Origin of the sequence: Bradyrhizobium sp. B120, from assembly GCF_049075665.1 — a bacterium.
Classification (GTDB): Bacteria; Pseudomonadota; Alphaproteobacteria; order Rhizobiales; family Xanthobacteraceae; genus Bradyrhizobium.
In genome coordinates this window covers 9,036,905-9,054,682 of record NZ_CP185242.1, presented here as the reverse complement: position 1 = coordinate 9,054,682, position 17,778 = coordinate 9,036,905, and the positions used below count along the sequence as shown (strand labels likewise).

The window sequence follows — 17,778 nt, the reverse complement described above, 5'->3', positions numbered from 1 at the left end:
CACTTCCCAACAGCTCCGGTGAGGGAGCCAAAAACGAAGGTGCAGAGCCCTGAAAAAACCGGGCCCGCCGGTCTCGCGCACGCAATATTAACCGCGTGTCTTAACCGGGTGGTTTCACACCGGCCGCGAGACACGTCCTGATGGCGGGCAGAAAAGGAAAAGTTCGGATTAAAGTAAATGACCTGAAAACAACACTTGGCCACAAACGCGCCGCAATCGCGCCGCGCCTCTGACAATCCCGTGAAAGGGCCGCGCCGAGCGTTTTTTGAGCCAAGTCTGTCCCGCCATGATGCGGGATGGATGCCGGTTCGCGTGACGAGACCGCGAAAGGCCGCGGCGGAGATCGCGCGCGGCCCTTCTTCGATGTCCCGATATTGCCGTTGCCGGATTACTTCTTGTTCTGCCGGTTCTGCACGAGGTCGTCGACGACGGCCGGATCGGCCAGGGTCGAGGTGTCGCCGAGGCTGGACGGTTCGTCCTCGGCGATCTTGCGCAGGATGCGGCGCATGATCTTGCCGGAGCGCGTCTTCGGCAGGCCGGGCGCGAATTGAATGAGGTCCGGCGAGGCGATCGGGCCGATGTCCTTGCGGACCCAGGCGACGAGTTCCTTGCGCAAGGCCTCGGTCGGCTCGGTGCCCTTCATCAGCGTGACATAGGCGTAGATGCCCTGGCCCTTGATGTCGTGCGGGTAGCCGACCACGGCGGCTTCCGACACCGCCTCATGTGCGACCAGCGAGCTCTCGACCTCGGCGGTGCCCATGCGGTGGCCGGAGACGTTGATGACGTCGTCGACGCGGCCGGTGATCCAGTAATAGCCGTCGGCGTCGCGCCGGCAGCCGTCGCCGGTGAAGTACTTGTTCTTGTAGGTCGAGAAATAGGTCTGCTCGAACCGCGCATGGTCGCCATAGACGGTGCGCATCTGGCCCGGCCATGACTTGGCGATGCAGAGATTGCCCGAGGTCTCGCCGTCCAGCGTCTTGCCGTCGGCGTCGACGATCTCCGGCACCACGCCGAAGAACGGCCGCGTCGCCGATCCCGGCTTCAGCTTGGTCGCGCCGGGCAGCGGCGTGATCAGGATGCCGCCGGTCTCGGTCTGCCACCAGGTGTCGACGATCGGGCAGCGATCGTCGCCGACCACGCGGTAGTACCACTCCCAGGCTTCCGGATTGATCGGCTCGCCGACCGAGCCGAGCAGGCGCAGCGATTTGCGCGAGGTCTTCTTCACCGGCTCGTCGCCGCCCTGCATCAGCGCGCGGATCGCGGTCGGCGCGGTGTAGAAGATGTTGACCTTGTGCTTGTCGACGACATTCCAAAAACGGGAGTTGTCCGGGTAGTTCGGCACGCCCTCGAACATCAGCGTGGTCGCACCGTTGGCGAGCGGCCCATAGAGGATGTAGCTGTGGCCGGTGACCCAGCCGACGTCGGCGGTGCACCAGTAGATGTCGCCGTCGTGATAGTCGAACACGTATTGGTGCGTCATCGACGCGAACACGAGATAGCCGGCCGAGGTGTGCAGCACACCCTTCGGAGTGCCGGTCGAACCCGAGGTGTAGAGGATGAACAGCGGGTCCTCGGCATGCATGTGCTCGGCCGGGCATTCCGTCGTCACCATCTCGGCGGCCTCGTGATACCAGAGGTCGCGCGTCGGGTTCATGTCGATCGCACCGCCGGTGCGCTTCACCACCACGACCCAATCGACGCCGCCGGTTTTGGCGATCGCGGCATCGACATTGGCCTTCAGCGGCACCTTCTTGCCGCCGCGCAGGCCCTCGTCGGCGGTGATGACCACCTTGGAGTCGCAGTCCTTGATGCGCTGGGCAAGGCTGTCCGGCGAGAAGCCGCCGAACACCACCGAGTGGATCGCTCCGATCCGCGCGCAGGCCAGCATGGCGTAGGCCGCTTCCGGAATCATCGGCAAATAGATCGTGACGCGGTCGCCCTTCTTGACGTTCCGCGTGCGCAGGATGTTGGCCATCTTGCAGACTTCGTCGTGCAGCTGGCGGTAGGTGATGTGTTTGGATTCGGAAGGGTCGTCGCCCTCCCAGATGATCGCGGTCTGGTCGCCGCGCTTCTCGAGATGGCGGTCGATGCAATTCCAGGCGACGTTCAGTACGCCATCCTCGAACCATTTGATCGAGATGTTGCCGGGCGCGAAGGAAACGTTCTCGACCTTGATGAAGGGCTTGATCCAGTCGATCCGCTTGCCGTGCTCGGCCCAGAAGCCGTTGGGGTCCTTGACCGAGCGCGCGTACATCTCGCGATATTTGGCGTCATCGATGTAGGCGCGCTTGGCCCAGTCGGCCGACACGTCATAGATCTTCTCGGACATCATTTTCCTCCACTCATTGCCGATCGCACACCACGCGCCGACAAGCCGTCTTGATCATTGCCGCGATTATGCGTTGCCGCATTCCGGCCCGGCAAGGAAAAAGGACTGTCACTTTCGTCGCGGCGAAGCCGCCGGGCATCCTGCCGGCTTCCTCGTCTGATTGGGCGGTTTACCGCGCCTCGTTGACGAGTGAAACCTATGCTCCATCGTGTGCTCCGGGTCACTGGTCTCTTGGTCGTAGTGGTATCGTTCTCTGCTCCGCTCGCCGGCGTTTCACGCTGTTGCCACGGACGCTGGCTGTCGCAAAGGAATTGCCGACCGCGATCCGCCTGTGCCGATTTTGGAGAGCCTCAATCAACGTTCAGAGAGCGACGCACGACGGTGGCACGGCGCCAATTCTGCTGGACCACTTCCAGCGCGCGTCAATGAATACCCGCAGGGCCGTCGCGACGATCTGCGCCGACAATTCCGCCCGAACCGCTTGTGCGGCTGGTTCGGCTTCCGGAAGAGCCGGGTGGATCGTGAGGTGTGGCGGCGCAGTCTGGGGACTTGGTGCGAAACGGCACGATCCCTGACCTGTCTCCTGTAGCCCCCGTGGGCCTCAAAACCCGGTTCCCAGCCGGGCTCCCGCCATTTTGACCGATCCTGGAGGGGCCAAAATCAAGGTTAGCGGGCGAATGGCACCCATGAAAGGTAATTAGAAACCGTCAATAACCGATTCGCGACTCGCAATGTCAGCCCTGACGCCCTAAATCGCGAAATCGAGGCCGGACGGCCCCACCGGAACGAAGCCCGAAGCAACGGCATTACCGGGAGAACAGCGGAACAAGGCGTCTTGGAAGTATGATGGATCAGCAGAACATCGCGGCTGTGCGGCCCATGTCCGCCGATCCCGCTGTCGCCTTGGCGAAGGCGCTGGGCCAGTGGCCCAAGCAGCCACAATCCAAGCTCAAGCTTGACGCGCCCGCTGCCATCAAGACCTCGGTCGAGGACCTCGCGCGCGATCTCGGCCTTCGGCTCGGCGACCAGAACGAGCTGACCATCCGCCGTATCAAGCGCGGCAAGAATTATTCGTTCGTTCGCGCCAACGGTTCGCGCGTCCGCGATGCGCGGACGATCCGCCGGCTGCATGCGATGGCGGTTCCGCCGGCCTATCGCCAGGTGCGCTATTCCAGCGATCCGAGCTCGCATCTGCAGGCGGTCGGCCGCGATGCCGCCGGCCGCTTGCAATACCGTTATCACGCCGACTGGGAGAAGGTCCGCGAGCAGCGCAAGGCGCATCGCCTGGCCAAGCTCGTCGCCGCGTTGCCGAAGATCCGGCGCAAGGTCTCGGCGTTCCTGTCTGGCGACGAGCCGACGCGCGAGTTCGCGCTGTCGGCGGTGATCGAGCTGATCGCGCGCACCGCGATCCGACCCGGCAACGAGTCCTATGCCCGCCTCAACGGCACCCGCGGCGCCACCACGCTTTTGAAGTCCAACGTCACGCTGGAAGACGATTCCCTGGTGCTGACCTTCAAGGCCAAGGGCGGCAAGGCCGTGCGCAAGGAATGCGACGCGGCCAAGCTGGTGCGTGCGATCGGCATTCTGCGCGGTGTCCCGGGCAAGCGCATGTTCCAGTACCACGACCGCTCCGGTGTGGTCCGCGCGGCCTCGACCACGGCGGTGAACGCGTTCCTGCGCGAGCTCGCCGGCATCAAGATCTCGCTAAAGGATTTCCGCACCCTGATGGCCTCGGCCGTCGTCGTGGAATCGCTGTCGCGGATCACGCCGGCCGCAAGCCAGCGCGGCCGCAAGCGCCAGGTGCTGGACGCGATCCGCGCCGCCGCCGACCAGCTCTCCAACACGCCGGCGATCTGCCGCAAGAGCTATGTCCACGACACCATCGTCACCGCGTTCGAGGACGGCATCCTCGAACGCTTCGCCGCGACGATGGGCGGTTACCGCACCCAGTCCAAGCGCGAGCAGTTGCTGGCGCAGGTGGTGATGGCGGCGGGAGCGTAACTCTCTAGTCGTCCCGGGCAAGCGAAGCGCGACCCGGGACCCATAACCCCAAATGTTGGTTGTTGAGACGAGCTGGGGCCCCAGCGCGCTTTAACAATGCGCGCCTGTGGTTATGGGTCCCTGCTTTCGCAGGGACGACGATTGAATTTGTGGGACGCTACAGCCCGCCCATCTTGCAGACGTATTTCCATTCCTCGGATGTCACCGGCTGCACCGAGAGCCGCGAATATTTCACCAGCGCCATGTCGGCGAGCTTCTTGTCGGCCTTGATCGCGGCCATCGTCACCGGCGTCTTCAGCGGCTTGTCGGCCTTGATGTCGACGCAGACGAACTTGCCGGTCTTGTCGGTCGGATCGGGATAGGCCTCCTTGATGATTTCGGCGATGCCGACGATCTCCTTGCCCTCGTTGGAATGATAGAAGAACGCCTTGTCGCCCTTCTTCATGTTCACGAGGTTCTGCCGCGCCGTGAAGTTGCGCACGCCGGTCCAGGCTTCGCCCTTCGCGCCCTTGGCGACCTGCTGGTCCCACGACCAGGTCGACGGTTCGGATTTCACCAGCCAGTAATTCATCGCAACTCACCCCGTTCTCGAGCGTCCATTGCGCGGCAATCTACAAGCAGCCGGATGCCCGCGACAAGCGCGGGCATCTATCTTGATGGCAGCACTCACTGCTTCAGGTATCGATCGAAGAATTTGGCGATGTCGGTGAAGGCTTCCTTGGTCTCGGGCGCATCGATGTTCATCTGGTACTGCGCGTGGGATTGCCCCTCATAGACATTGAGATCGGCGATCACGCCGGCGCGCCGCAATTTGCGGTGCGTACGAACCGTGTTGCTGAGGAACAGGTCGCGCGTGCCCGACGTCAGGATGGTCGGCGGAAAGCCTTTGAAGTCACCATAGATCGGCGAAATATAGGGATTCTTCAGGCTGGTCCCGTTGGCATAAAACTTTGCCGCGCGGCCGAGCCATCCGTCCCAGGTCACCAGCACGTTGTCGACCCACTCATTGCTCGCGTAGCTGTCGCCGATCTTGTCGATGTCGGACCAGGGCGTGCCCGGCGCGATGGCGGCGGGCAGCGGCAGCTTCTCGTCCCTCGCCCGCAGCACCATCGCAAGCGTCATCGCGCCGCCGGTCGAGGTGCCGAAGATCGCCAGCCGGTGCCGCTCGTGCGACTTCAGGACCTCCTTCCACACCGCCATCGCGTCGTCCATTGCGGCCGGATAGGGGAAGTCCGGCGGCATCCGGTAATCGACCGAGATCACCTTGTAGCCGCCAAAGCCGGCCATCATGATGGCTTCCGGCAACGCCGCTTCGCCGGGGCCGAACACGTAGCCGCCGCCATGGACATGGATCAGCAGGCGCCGCCGGTTCTCGAGCGCGATCTTGTTCGGCGTCACGATGTAGCAGTGCACGCCGGCAAGCCTGGTCTCCTCGACCTTGACGCCGAGCTTCGCCTTCATCGCCGGGATATTCGCGACCGCTTCCTTGGCGCGGCGGTCGATCAACTCCTTCCACTCCGCTGGGGTCTTCGGGTCGGCGTTGAAATGCGACGGGTAGGGCGCGCCGATCATCGCCTGCATCTCCGCCGAGACGTCACTTGAGGGATTGCCGATCGATTTGAGCGGGGCGACCCGCTTGCCATCCTCGGCGTTCGCCGCAGCCTCGCGCTTGGCGAGTTCGTCGTACGGGACGGCCGTTTGCGCGCGCGTGGTGGCGCAGGAGGTGGCGACGGCAAACAGAATGCTGATCGAAACGATAACGCGACGCGGTTGACGCATGTACTTTCCCCAAGTTCGGTTTCTTGTTGTTGGAACGGGATCCGACGGTGCCGCCACGCTAGCACAGCGCGCATGATCTCGACGTGGAAGTCTGCGCCGTCAAGCGCGACCGGCGCAGACCCGCTATGGATGGTTGAATGCCGTCTGGGGTAGCTCACCCGCGGCGAAATCCAGAAAGCTGCGAATGCGCGGCGCCATCAGGCGTGCGCTGGGATAGACCAACTGCACCGGGATCGGCGCGACTTCATAATCCCGCAGCACGCGGACCAGGGTCCCCGCGGCGAGTTCACCCGCAACCTGGTACGACAGCACGCGTGTCAAGCCCATGCCGTCGCGCGTCAGTCCGATCGCCGTCTCGGCCCGGTTGACCTCCATGCGGCTCGATACCTTGACCTTCTGCGGACCGCTTTGCTTGTGCTGGAACCACCAGGCCGCGGGGCTCGCCTGATTGACCAAGGTCACGGCGTGATGCTGCGCGAGATCGTCGGGTCTGCGTGGCCGGCCATGCCGCTTCAAGTAATCGGGGCTGGCGACGACAATGCGTCGGACTTCCCCGACGCGCCGGGCCCTCAGCGAGGAGTCCGTCAGATGGCCGATCCGCAGCGCGATGTCGATCCGCTCGTCGATCAGATCGACGAGACGATCCTCGAGCGCCAGTTGCAGCGTGATGTCAGGGTGACGTTCAAGGAATCCGCGCACCAGCGGTGCGATGTGACGGCTGCCGAACAGCGTCGGCGCTGACAGCTTGATGTTGCCGCGCAGGCTCGCGGCCTCGCCGATCGCGCCGTCGATCGCGTCGTCATAATCGGCGAGCAGGCGGCGCGCCTGCGCCGCAAGCCGCGCGCCGGAGTCGGTCAGCGACAGCTTTCGCGTGGTCCGTTGCAGCAGCCGGGTGCCGAGGCGCTGCTCGAGCTCGGCGACGATCCGTGTCGTCGAGGAGGGTGAACGTGCGAATTTGCGGCCGGCGGCCGCAAATTGTCCGCTGTCGACGATCGCGAGAAACAGGCGGAGCTCCTCGAGCCGGTCCATCGTCATCCCCTCCCCGATTGTTCTGAAACACGGAATGATCTCTGCTGAAATCGGGCGATTGTGCCAACACGCAATTGTGTGAACGCTGGCGGCACGCAATGCGAGGAAACGACATGCTGCTGGATCGCCGGACGTTTACGACACTGGCCGCGGCTTCCGTCACGGCCGCGACGGTGCTGCCCGATCGGTCGCGCGCGGCAGGCCGCCCGCCATTCCGGGCGGTCGCCTTCGACGGCTTCCCCGTGATCGATCCCCGCCCCGTGTCCGCCCGGCTGGACGAGATGTTCCCCGGCATGGGCGCGGAGCTGAGCGCCGTGTGGCGAACCCGGCAATTCGAATACAGCTGGCTCAGGACGCTCGGCGGGCAATATGCCGACTTCTGGCGCGTTACCGAGGACGCGCTGGTGTTCGCGGCGAAGGCGACGAAGATCTCGCTCTCGCCCGAGCAGCGCGACCGCCTGATGCAGTGCTACCTGGAACTGAAGGCGTGGCCGGACGTCGTGCCGGCGCTCGTGCAGCTTCGCGCCGCCGGCCTGCGCATGGCGTTTCTCTCCAATTTCACCGCACCGATGCTGGATGCGGCGATCAAGAATTCCGGGCTCGAGGGTCTGTTCGAAGATCACCTCAGCACCGACAGGGTCGCTGCCTTCAAGCCGGACGCGCGGGCCTATCAAATGGGTGTCGACGCGTTCGGACTGAAGAAGGAGGAGATCGTCTTTGCCGCATTCGCCGGATGGGACGTGGCCGGCGCAAAATGGTTCGGCTATCCAACCTTCTGGGTCAACCGCAGCAACGCGTCAGCCGAGGAACTCGGCGTGACACCCGATGGAGCGGGGGCCGGACTGCACGACCTCGTCGCCTTCGCGACGGCGCGGTGATCACCCTTCCGCCTTGAATGGCCGCGTCAGCAGGCCTTCGATCGCGTCATCGATCGTCAGCCGGTCGCTCAGGATCGCGGCGACCGCGTTTGACACCGGCATATCGACCTTCTGCGCGGCGGCGAGCTCGCACAGCACCGGCGCGGTGAACGCGCCTTCGGCGAGCTTGCCGACCGGCGCCGCCTCGCCGCGGCCGAGCGCGAGGCCGAGCGCGAAATTGCGCGATTGCGCGGTCGAGCAGCTGAGCAGGAGATCGCCCAATCCGGACAGGCCGGCGAGGGTTTCGGTGCGCGCGCCGCAGGCGCGGCCCAATCTTGCGAGCTCGCTGAAGCCGCGCGTGGTCAGCGCGGCGAGCGCGGAAGCGCCGAGATTTTTGCCGACGACGATGCCGGCGGCGATCGCCAGCACGTTCTTGGCCGCGCCGCCGATCTCGACGCCGCGCACGTCGGTGGTGTGATAGGGCCGGAAGGTTGCCGAGCCGAGCGCCTGCACGAGCGCGCGTGCCAGCGCCTCGTCCTTGGTGGCCAACGTCACGGCCGTCGGTAATCCGCGCGCGACGTCGTCGGCAAAGCTCGGACCCGACAGGATCGCGGGCACGGCGCGCGGTGCGGCTTCCGCGATCACCTCGGTCATGAACTTGTGCGTGCCGTGCTCGATGCCCTTGGCGCAGGCGATGACAGGCGTATCGGGTTTGAGGTACGGCGCAAGATGGCTGACCGCGGCGCGCAAATGCTGCGCCGGGGTGACGGCGAGGACGATGTCCGCACGCGCGGCCGCCGCAATATCCGATGTCACCGCGATGCCGGGCTGCAGCCGGACACCAGCCAGCTTCGGATTGACCCGCGTCGCCTGGATCTGCGCGGCATGCTCGGCATTGCGCGCATACAGCGTCACCTTGCGCCCGGCGCGTGCCGCGACCTCGGCCAATGCCGTGCCCCAGGCGCCGGCACCGATCACGCTGACTGACATATGCGCAGGCATCTGAACCCTCAGCTCAATATCCGGCGCGGCTGTTGGCGTAGCCGGCCGGCGCCTTGGCGTTGGCATCGAGCAGCCAGCGGGCCCGCGGCGGCGCTTCCAGCGTGTCGGTGAGGCCAAGCGCCATCCGCTCGGCGCCGGCCCAGGCGATCATCGCGCCATTGTCGGTGCAGAGCGCCGGCGGCGGAATGATCAGCGTGGTCTGCGCTTTCGCCGCGACATCCTGCAGCGCGCTGCGAATGGCATGGTTGGCGGCAACGCCGCCGGCCGCGACCAGCGCGCGCGGCGTGCCGAACCGCTCCTCGAACAATTTCAAGCCGACGGTCAGCCGATCAGCGGTCGATTCCAGCACCGCGGCCTGGAAGCTCGCGCAGAGATCGCTGATGTCCTGCGGCTCCAATGGCTCCAGCCGGCTGGCTTCATTGCGCACCGCCGTCTTCAATCCCGACAGCGAGAAGTTCGCATCGGGACGGCCGAGCATTGGGCGCGGAAACGCAAATCGCGTCGGGTCGCCGCCGGCGGCCGCGCGCTCGACTTGCGGCCCGCCGGGATAGGGCAGCGACAGCATCTTCGCCACCTTGTCGAACGCCTCTCCCATCGCGTCATCGACGGTGGTGCCGAGCCGCACATATTCGCCGACGCCGACCACGGCGACGATCTGGGTGTGGCCGCCCGAGGCCAGGAACAGGCAATAGGGAAACGCCAGCGCGCAGGTCAGCCGCGGCGTCAGCGCGTGCGCCTCGAGATGGTTCACCGCGATCAGCGGCGTATCGTGCACCATCGCGATTGCCTTCGCGGTGGTGAGACCGACGATCACGCCGCCGATCAGGCCGGGGCCGGCAGCTGCCGCGACCGCCGACAATTGTCCGTAGCCGACGCCGGCCTCCTTCATGGCGGAGGCGACGATCCCGTCGAGCAGGTCGACATGGGCGCGCGCCGCGATCTCCGGCACCACGCCGCCGAAGCGGGCGTGCTCGTCGGTCTGCGAGCGCACGACATTGGAGAGGATTTTCGCCTGTCCGTCAGCCTGGCGCTCGACCACCGCGGCTGCGGTTTCATCGCAGGTGGTCTCGATCCCCAGCACCAGCATCGGTGGTTCGTGTTCCAATTTCGGCCCTTGTGCTACCAGCATGATCCGGACAGGCCGGAACCGGTTTCCGGCAAGATCATGTTCATCAGAATGCCCCCTCCGGGGTAGCATTGCGGGGTCTCAAAGTGCAATCGGTCGGCAAGGTCCAATTCGCAAGCCGGGAGACCTGATCGGTGACCATCCTTGTCACACGACCGCATCCGGACAATGAAGCGACGCTGGCGACGCTGCGCCAACGCGGCTTTGAGGCCCTCGCGGCGCCGGTGCTGCGCTTCGAGCCGTTACCGTTTCATGACGACGACGCGGATTATGACGCGGTCATCCTGACCAGCGCCAACGCGCCGCGTGCCATCGATCTCGCCGGCAGCCGGCTGTTGCGGCTGCCGCTGTTCGCGGTGGGCGCGCACACCGCCGACGCCGCGCGCGCCGCGGGCTTCGGCAAGGTGATGGTGGCCAAGGGCGATGCGGTGAGCTTGCGCGATCTCGTGCTCGCGCGGGTCAAGGCCGGCGAACTGGAGGCTTCGGCCACGCTGCTCTATCTCGCCGGCGCTGACCTGTCGCGCGATCTGGCGGGCGAGCTCAGCGAAACCGGCCTTACCGTCGTCACCCACACCACCTACCGGATGGCGCCGGTGGCCGGCTTCCCAACGGAGGTCAGTGACGCCTTCCTCGCCAACCGGATCACCGCGGTGCTGCATTATTCCCGCCGCAGCGCGCAGGCGTTCCTGAATACGGTGCGGGCCGACGGAATCGAGATTTCGGCGCTTGCTCTCCCGCAATGCTGCATCTCGGCCGCGGTCGCCGCGGTGCTCCATGACGCCGGCGCGACCAAGGTGGTGGTGGCGGCGCGGCCGGACGAAAGCGCCCTGCTGGAGGCGCTCGGCCGCACCCTGCGGCCGTGAGCGGAATAATTCTTTCGTCTGACCATGATGTTAGGCAATGCTCCGTTTTTCGGATCGTGCTCTAAGAACCTTGGCCGATTCTGCTAGAATGTGCGGCCAGTAGTTTTGAGGACCCTCGCGATGGCTGAAGAAAGGCCCGACGACCCAGGACCTTCGCCGGATTCCCGGCCCAAGCGCGCGCCGCCGACCATCGATCTTCAGGCGACCGAGATCTCCAGCGAACCGCCCAGGGCGGAGGGGGGCGAGGAAGCCGCCAAGGAAACTGCCAAGGATACCGACAAGGCGGCGGAGGCGGCTGCGCCTGAGGCGGAGCCCCATCCGGATCCTGCTCCCCAGGCAGAGCCGCAGCCCGAGGCCGCCCCCGCGGCGTCCGTGGCCGAGCCGTCGCGGCCGGTGTCGCCCTGGGTGGTGGCGCCGGTATCGGGCGCGGTCGCGGCAGCGCTGGTGATCGGGGTCGGCTGGCTGCTCGGCTGGCCCGCGGTGCCGCCGGCGTCCGCGCCGCAGCCCAGTGCCGCTGCGGTCGACGAACTCGGCACGCGCCTGACCGCGCTTGAGGCAAAAGCGAGCAGGCCGGTCACTGCGGCCGCCGATCCCGCGGCAACCGCGCGGCTGGAGGCGCTCGACAAATCGATCGCCGCGTTGCGCACCGAGCTCGCCGCCACGCGGGCGCAATCCGACAAGCTTGCGGCGGCGGTCAATGATGTGAAGGCCGCGCCGCGCGATGGCGCGGCTGCGCCCGACATCTCCGGCATCACGGCACGCATCGACAAGGTCGAGGGCGCGGTGAAGGCGCAGGGTGCCGCGATCGCCAAGCAGGATAGCAAGATCGCCGACACCAAGGCCGAGGCGAAGGCGGACGACGTGCCGCTGCGCCGCGTGGTGGCGGCATCGCTGCTCGACGTCGCGGTTCGTCACGGCGATCCCTATGCCTCGGCGCTCGAGGCCGCGAAAGCGATCACCGACAATCCTGACGCGCTGAAGCCGCTCGACGTCTTCGCCGCGTCAGGCGTGCCTAGTCCGAACAAGCTGTGCCGCGATCTGATCGAGATCGTGCCGCAGCTCGCACCGCCGCCGCCGGACGCCGCGGCGGCCGGCGCCGGGCTGGTCGATCGTCTGCAGGCCGGCGCTTCCAAGCTGATCCGCATCGAGCGGACCGACGGCACGGGGACCGACCGCGGCAGCATCGTCGCGCGCGTGACATCGGCCGCCGTGCATAATGATCTTGCATTGACCGAGCGCGAATTGAAGTCGTTGCCGCCGGCCGATCGCACCGCGGCGCAAGCCTGGCTCGCCAAGGTGGACGCGCGCCGCGCCGCGCTCGACGCGTCGCGGAAATTTGCCGACAACGCCATGGCGGCGCTCGCCACGGTCAACCAGTAAGTCTTTGCAATAGGCTCTCGATGATCCGCATCATTCTGTTCCTGCTGCTGATCGCGCTCGCTGCAGCGGGTGCGGCCTGGTTGGCCGATCAGCCCGGCGATCTCGTGCTGAATTGGGGCGGTCTGCGCCTGACATCCAAGCAGCCGATGTATCTGCTCGGCCTCGTCATCGTCGTCGCGATGGTCGCCGGCGTGATCCTGCGCGGCCTGTGGAAGATCCCGGGCCATGTCCGCCGCGGCAGGCGCGAGCGGCGCCACGCGCGCGGCCGTCATGCCATCACGCAGGGCCTGCTCGCGATCGGGCATGGCGATTCCTCGGCAGCGCGCGCGCATGCCGAAGTGGCGCGACGTCACGCCGGCGGCGATCCGCTGGCGCTGTTGCTGCACGCGCAATCGGCGCAGCTCGACGGCGATCGCGACGGCGCGCAGCGTGCCTTCCGCGCCATGGCCGAGCGCGCGGACACGCGGCTGCTCGGGCTGCGCGGCCTGTTCATTGAGGCGCAGCGTGCCGACGATCCGGTTGCGGCCGTGATGATTGCCGAGGAAGCGCTGAAAATGTCGCCGTCCTCGTCTTGGGCTTCCCATGCGGTGCTCGGGTTCTGCTGCGCCAAGGGCGATTGGGCCGGCGCGCTGTCGATCATCGACAACAACCAGGCCGCCGGGTTGATCGACAAGGCGACCTATCGGCGGCAACGCGGCGTGCTGCTCACGGCGCGTGCGCTGGAGTTCGAGACCGTCGATCGCGATTTGTCGCGCGCGAGCGCGGTGGAGGCGCTCAAGCTGGCGCCGACGCTGATCCCGGCCGCGGTGCTATCAGCCAAATTCGAGAGCGAGGCGCATCAGGTGCGCCGTGCGATGCGCATCGTCGAGACCGCGTGGCTGGCGCAGCCGCATCCCGATCTCGCCGATGCCTATTCGCATGTGCGGCTCGGCGATGCCGCGCGCCAGCGGCTGGTGCGCGTTGAGACGCTGGCGGCGAAAACGCCCGGGCATATCGAAGGCGCGCTGGCGATCGCACGTGCCGCGATCGATGCGACCGAATTCGCCAAGGCGCGTGCGGCGCTGGAGCCGTTCACGGCAGCGCCGACACAGCGCGTCGCGCTGTTGATGGCGGAGCTCGAGCGCACCGAGCATGGCGACAGCGGCCGGGCGCGGGCCTGGACCTTGCGCGCGGTGCGCGCGCTGCATGATCCGGTGTGGACCGCGGACGGCTATGTCTCGGATCGCTGGCGTCCGGTGTCGCCGGTCACCGGCCGTCTCGATGCCTTCCAGTGGCAGACCCCGGTGGCGGCGCTGCCGTCCGACAAGGGCCATGCGATCGAGCCCTCGCCGTTCGAGGAGGCGATGCTGGCGCCGCGCCGGGTCGAGCCGCCCAAGGAAGTGGTCAGCGAGCCCGAGGCGGCGAAGCCGGTCGAGACCAAGGTCGAGGCCAAGCCGGTCGAGACGAAGCCCTTGGAGCCGGCCACATCGCCCGTTCAGGATAACGCCCCACTGTCGGCAGCCATCGAGGCCGAGCCGGCCCCAATTCGCGCCGATCCGCCCGCCCCGGAGCCACCGCCGGCCGCCGAATCGGCGCCCCCGGCGCCCGCCCCCCTGTTCCGTTCCCGGACCGACCTGCCGAAGGCGGCGCCTGCGCCCATTCCGGCCGTCATCCCGATCGTCCGGGCCCCCGACGACCCCGGGGTCGACGAGGACGGCGCGGTGGACGAATTTGCGGAACAAATCGGCCCGCCTAAGGCCCAGATCGGCGGTTGGCGTGGATTTCTGTCACGTTTGGGAAGCTAATTGGCGGTTAGATAACCGGTGTGTGGTTCAATAACCGCGTTTTCCTTGCCAATCGGGATCATGCCCGATATCAGGTGGCGCGCTGTCAGGCCGTTGCCGAACGGTTCGCCGCAATAGCTCAGTTGGTAGAGCACGTCATTCGTAATGACGGGGTCGGGGGTTCGAGTCCCTCTTGCGGCACCACTCTTCGGGACCATCTCCCGCCTCCATGCGCAGGCGAGATTTACTCGCCTGGATTCTCGCGCGGCACAATCTGCATATGATCGCAATCGCGACCGGTCCGCCGGTTGGCGACTGTGGCGGCCCCGCGGTGCGTCAGGACATGGCGCAACCCCGGCGCGAGATGCCCAAACACGAAGAAAACGCCGAATGCACACCCCGCGCCGAGATCAACGGGGTATTCAGATGGGTGCGATGAACGTGACGAGTTAAACGCCCGGGCCGATCTGCAACACCCGGAACACATCCGGCGGTAGCGAACTCCAGCGCAACACCAGCCGCACCCTGTGCGCAAGCCGACTAAATGATTGGTGAGATGTGACGCGACATGGAGCAGAATAACCGCTGCGGAGTCGGTGTTCGTTGATTGAGCGTTTTCGTGCGGAAGACTTAATAACTAAAATGCGATTGCTGGGGAGCGACGTTGGGACAGAAGAATCACGATAGCGAATTTCAACTACAGCTTGCCTTCCTGAGGGAGTTCCAACGCGCCCATAATCGCCCGCTGCGCGTCCTGCATATCGGCAATATCGCGAACAACGCCTACAACAATGCTTTGATTCAGCGGCGCTTCGGAATCGAGGCGGATGTCATTTGCTACAACTACTATCACGTCATGGGTTGCCCGGAATGGGAGGCCGCAAGCTTCGACGGCAACGTCGACAACATGTTTCCGGATTGGTGGGCCACCGAATTGGGCGGTTGGCGGCGACCGGATTGGTTTGTGCAAGGCCCCGTTCTCGATTGCCTCTCGTACCTTCGTGCGAAGAACGCCGGTGACAGCGAAGCCGCGGCATTTTTCTGGACGCTGCTGCAGGCAAGGTACTGGGAGATGCTTGACGGCATCGCTGCCGCAGAGAGCCGGGTCCGTCCACCGATGCCGGAGCATCTGGCGGACAAAATTTCCATTGCGCGCGAGTTTCAGGACTTCCAGTCAAGCAAGGCATCCAGAATCGCGCCGCGGCGCGATCAGCCGACCATCGTCCTGCCAGAGGCGACCATAGAGCCTGAGTCTGCACTCTCCGCGATTTTGCCAAACTCATCGGAGTTGGTCTCGCCAGATCCGCAGCCTGAGCAAAGCCGATCTCTCGCCAACGACTATCCAAATCCTGAAGGACCAGGCCGCCTCGTATCAACTTATCGCGCCTTGCTGGCGAAGTACGTGTTCGTTCATTTGCGGCGTGAGGCGGAAACCGGCGTTGTCGACGGGGCGAGTCTGGCGGTCGCAATTTGGCGAAGTCAGCGACGCAGCCGCGGCTTGCCGCGCTTTGGCTTCGAGTTTCCTGCCGATGTCTTCACGATGCCGAATCCTGACACCGCGGGGCCGGCTGCAAGCAAAGGCAAGGAATATCGGACGTTCCGCGACTCGCGGTCATCAAGTGCCAAAGGGCCAAGCCGCCTCGTATCGATCTATCGTTCCCTGCTGACGAAGTACGTATTTGTTCATTTGCAGCGTGAGGCGGAAACCGGCGTCGTCGCCGGGCCGAGCTTGGCGGTCACGATTTGGCGAAGCCAGAGACGCAGCCGCGGCTTGCCGCGTTTTGGCTTCGAGTTTCCTGCTGATGCCTTCACGATGCCGAATCCTGACATCGTGGCGTCGTCACCAAATCCTGAAGGCCCCAATCGCCTCACATCGATCTATCGCTCCTTGCTGACGAAATATGTATTTGCGCATTTGCGGCGTGAGGCGGAAACCGGCGCTGTCGCTGGGCCGAGTTTGGCGGTTGCCATTTGGCGAAGCCAGCGACGCAGCCGCGGCTTGCCGTGTTTTGGCTTCGAGTTTCCCGCTGAGGTCTTCGCGATCCCGAATCCCGACGCCGCGACGCCGGCAAGCGAAAGCAATGAGGATGGAGAGTTTCGCAATACGCGGTCATCAAGTCACGAAGGACCAGGTCGCCTCACATCGATCTATCGCTCCTTGCTGACGAAATATGTATTTGCGCATTTGCGGCGTGAGGCGGAAACCGGAGTTGCCTCCTGGTCGAGTGTAGCGGTCGCATTCTGGCGAAGTCAGAGACGCAGCCGCGGCTTGCCGCGTTTTGGTTTCGAGTTTCCTGCTGATGCCTTCACGATCCCAAGTGCTGACGCCGCGACGCCGGTTGCAAGCGCAAGCGATGTCCTCACGATCCCAAATCTTGACACTGTGACGCCGGCCGCAAGCAACGGCGCGGCTACTGACGTCGGTTCATCAGGCATTGCCGTGGTGACCCAACCGGCCATCGTCGACCGCCCGGAGTTTCGCTATTTCGAGAAATACGGCAAGGGAGAGGATCGAAACGCTTCGCAACGTGCGGCACGTCTTGGTGACCTGATGCGACAGTTCACGGATTATCCGGCAGAAGCCCTGGTCCTGGTCGAAGCCTTCGCATCCACCATTGCCAATGAATTCGCCGACGTATTGGAGCACTATGACATCATTCAGGGTTATTCGATCGACGGGTTCATTCCGTTCATCAACGGACTCAAGAATTACACCTGTTACGAGCATGGCACGTTGCGCGAACTGCCTTTTGAGAAGACCTATAATGGCATTCTTTGTTCGGCGTCGTACAAGAATGCGGCTTTCTCCTTCGTGACCAACTCGGACGTGCTGCCGTCTGTGGCGCGGCTGAAGTTGAAGAGAGAGCGGACCGTTTATCTTCCGCATGCCTTCGACGATGAAAAGATTTCAAGCTTTCGAGCAGGCATCAGGATTCCGAAGCGGGACCCCAAGGTCACCACATTCTTCAGCCCGACGCGCCATCACTGGCACGCAGCACCTGTTTCGATGCAGAAGGGCAATGATCTTTTCCTGAGGGCGGCAGCGCAGGTTGCGCAAGCGGATCGCGATTTTCGCATCATCCTGGTCGAGTGGGGTGTTGACGTTTACCGAAGCAAGGAACTCATTCAGGAACTTCAAATTGAAGACATGGTTTCGTGGATACCGTCGTTGAACAAGGCGGAGCTTCGACAGCGGTACTGTTCGAGCGACGTCGTCGTCGATCAGTTCAGGATACCAGCGATTGGCGGCGTTACCTTTGAGGCAATGGCGCTCGGACGCCGCGTTATAACCAATCTTGATGAAACCCAATCAGCGGAGTTCTTCGGAGCGGCGCCGCCCTGCCTGGTCGCGGACAGCGTCGAGACGTGCGCGGCCCGGATTCTCGAGGTTCTTGCTGATCCGCTGGACGGCAACGGCCGCGGCGATGCCGCGCGTCTGTGGTTCGAGAAGTGTCATTCCGCGCAGCGCGTCGTCGCGCTCCAACTGGCCGCCTATCAAACGATTTGCGCCGCCTAGAGCATTTCGGTTCTGATTGAATCAGAACCGAAGCTCTAGATTCTTGCTTTGACGCGTTTTCTTCACGCGAACCGGTGTCCACTTCGCTCGAAAACGCTCTAGATCCGCGCTCCGCACAGCCCGCTCATGATC

The 17,778-nt window shown here is 64.8% G+C and carries 12 protein-coding genes and 1 tRNA gene; 7 read left to right on the top strand and 6 right to left on the bottom strand.

The window, feature by feature from the left end; all coding sequences use genetic code 11:
• Positions 1 to 388: 388 nt before the first annotated feature.
• A complete protein-coding gene (gene acs, locus ACOIX3_RS41965; protein WP_420967791.1) occupies positions 389 to 2,329 on the bottom strand; it encodes an acetate--CoA ligase in 1,941 nt (646 codons plus the stop codon).
• 843 nt (positions 2,330 to 3,172) lie between these two features.
• Between acs and ACOIX3_RS41960 the strand changes: the two genes are divergently transcribed.
• Positions 3,173 to 4,330, top strand: coding sequence for a DNA topoisomerase IB (locus tag ACOIX3_RS41960; protein WP_420967790.1), 1,158 nt, complete (start codon positions 3,173 to 3,175; stop codon positions 4,328 to 4,330).
• Positions 4,331 to 4,487: 157 nt separating this feature from the next.
• On the opposite strand, the gene ACOIX3_RS41955 is transcribed toward ACOIX3_RS41960, so the two are convergent.
• The 3 genes from ACOIX3_RS41955 to ACOIX3_RS41945 all read right to left on the bottom strand — a co-directional run bounded on the left by ACOIX3_RS41955 (position 4,488) and on the right by ACOIX3_RS41945 (position 7,138).
• Complete coding sequence (locus ACOIX3_RS41955; RefSeq protein ID WP_092121214.1) at positions 4,488 to 4,901, bottom strand: EVE domain-containing protein; 414 nt, start codon at positions 4,899 to 4,901, stop codon at positions 4,488 to 4,490.
• A 95-nt stretch (positions 4,902 to 4,996) separates the two neighbouring features.
• Entirely contained in the window at positions 4,997 to 6,109 is a 1,113-nt protein-coding gene (locus tag ACOIX3_RS41950; protein ID WP_420967789.1) for an alpha/beta hydrolase, read from the bottom strand.
• Between the two features lie 123 nt (positions 6,110 to 6,232).
• Positions 6,233 to 7,138 carry a LysR substrate-binding domain-containing protein gene (locus tag ACOIX3_RS41945; RefSeq protein ID WP_420967788.1) on the bottom strand — a complete coding sequence of 302 codons (906 nt, stop codon included), beginning with the start codon at positions 7,136 to 7,138 and terminating at the stop codon, positions 6,233 to 6,235.
• Positions 7,139 to 7,251: 113 nt separating this feature from the next.
• Between ACOIX3_RS41945 and ACOIX3_RS41940 the strand changes: the two genes are divergently transcribed.
• Positions 7,252 to 8,016 carry a haloacid dehalogenase type II gene (locus tag ACOIX3_RS41940; RefSeq protein ID WP_420967787.1) on the top strand — a complete coding sequence of 255 codons (765 nt, stop codon included), beginning with the start codon at positions 7,252 to 7,254 and terminating at the stop codon, positions 8,014 to 8,016.
• Here the strand turns inward: ACOIX3_RS41940 and ACOIX3_RS41935 are convergent, their stop codons facing one another.
• Positions 8,017 to 8,997, bottom strand: coding sequence for an NAD(P)H-dependent glycerol-3-phosphate dehydrogenase (locus tag ACOIX3_RS41935; protein ID WP_420967786.1), 981 nt, complete (start codon positions 8,995 to 8,997; stop codon positions 8,017 to 8,019). It abuts the gene before it with no gap.
• 13 nt (positions 8,998 to 9,010) lie between these two features.
• Positions 9,011 to 10,084 carry a tRNA (adenosine(37)-N6)-threonylcarbamoyltransferase complex transferase subunit TsaD gene (gene tsaD, locus ACOIX3_RS41930; protein WP_420971933.1) on the bottom strand — a complete coding sequence of 358 codons (1,074 nt, stop codon included), beginning with the start codon at positions 10,082 to 10,084 and terminating at the stop codon, positions 9,011 to 9,013.
• Between the two features lie 173 nt (positions 10,085 to 10,257).
• Here tsaD and ACOIX3_RS41925 point away from each other — a divergent pair, with 173 nt between their 5' ends.
• The 5 genes from ACOIX3_RS41925 (at position 10,258) to ACOIX3_RS41905 (ending at position 17,646) form a co-directional block, all read left to right on the top strand.
• The gene (locus ACOIX3_RS41925; RefSeq protein ID WP_420967785.1) at positions 10,258 to 10,986 is read left to right on the top strand and encodes a uroporphyrinogen-III synthase; all 729 of its coding nucleotides are present in this window, start codon (positions 10,258 to 10,260) and stop codon (positions 10,984 to 10,986) included.
• A gap of 120 nt (positions 10,987 to 11,106) precedes the next feature.
• Positions 11,107 to 12,366, top strand: coding sequence for a hypothetical protein (locus tag ACOIX3_RS41920; protein WP_420967784.1), 1,260 nt, complete (start codon positions 11,107 to 11,109; stop codon positions 12,364 to 12,366).
• 20 nt (positions 12,367 to 12,386) lie between these two features.
• Positions 12,387 to 14,150 carry a heme biosynthesis protein HemY gene (locus tag ACOIX3_RS41915; RefSeq protein ID WP_420967783.1) on the top strand — a complete coding sequence of 588 codons (1,764 nt, stop codon included), beginning with the start codon at positions 12,387 to 12,389 and terminating at the stop codon, positions 14,148 to 14,150.
• Positions 14,151 to 14,257: 107 nt separating this feature from the next.
• Positions 14,258 to 14,333: transfer RNA gene (locus tag ACOIX3_RS41910), tRNA-Thr, on the top strand.
• Between the two features lie 460 nt (positions 14,334 to 14,793).
• Positions 14,794 to 17,646, top strand: coding sequence for a glycosyltransferase family 4 protein (locus ACOIX3_RS41905; RefSeq protein WP_420967782.1), 2,853 nt, complete (start codon positions 14,794 to 14,796; stop codon positions 17,644 to 17,646).
• Positions 17,647 to 17,778: the final 132 nt, after the last annotated feature.

What these genes read in the sequence shown, in the direction of transcription:
- ACOIX3_RS41915 (WP_420967783.1), top strand. Translation starts at nt 12,387, where the DNA reads ATGATCCGCATCATTCTGTTCCTGCTGCTGATCGCGCTCGCTGCAGCG.
- acs (WP_420967791.1), bottom strand. Translation starts at nt 2,329, where the DNA reads ATGTCCGAGAAGATCTATGACGTGTCGGCCGACTGGGCCAAGCGCGCC.
- ACOIX3_RS41920 (WP_420967784.1), top strand. Translation starts at nt 11,107, where the DNA reads ATGGCTGAAGAAAGGCCCGACGACCCAGGACCTTCGCCGGATTCCCGG.
- ACOIX3_RS41935 (WP_420967786.1), bottom strand. Translation starts at nt 8,997, where the DNA reads ATGCCTGCGCATATGTCAGTCAGCGTGATCGGTGCCGGCGCCTGGGGC.
- ACOIX3_RS41940 (WP_420967787.1), top strand. Translation starts at nt 7,252, where the DNA reads ATGCTGCTGGATCGCCGGACGTTTACGACACTGGCCGCGGCTTCCGTC.
- ACOIX3_RS41950 (WP_420967789.1), bottom strand. Translation starts at nt 6,109, where the DNA reads ATGCGTCAACCGCGTCGCGTTATCGTTTCGATCAGCATTCTGTTTGCC.
- ACOIX3_RS41955 (WP_092121214.1), bottom strand. Translation starts at nt 4,901, where the DNA reads ATGAATTACTGGCTGGTGAAATCCGAACCGTCGACCTGGTCGTGGGAC.
- tsaD (WP_420971933.1), bottom strand. Translation starts at nt 10,084, where the DNA reads ATGCTGGTGCTGGGGATCGAGACCACCTGCGATGAAACCGCAGCCGCG.
- ACOIX3_RS41960 (WP_420967790.1), top strand. Translation starts at nt 3,173, where the DNA reads ATGATGGATCAGCAGAACATCGCGGCTGTGCGGCCCATGTCCGCCGAT.
- ACOIX3_RS41945 (WP_420967788.1), bottom strand. Translation starts at nt 7,138, where the DNA reads ATGGACCGGCTCGAGGAGCTCCGCCTGTTTCTCGCGATCGTCGACAGC.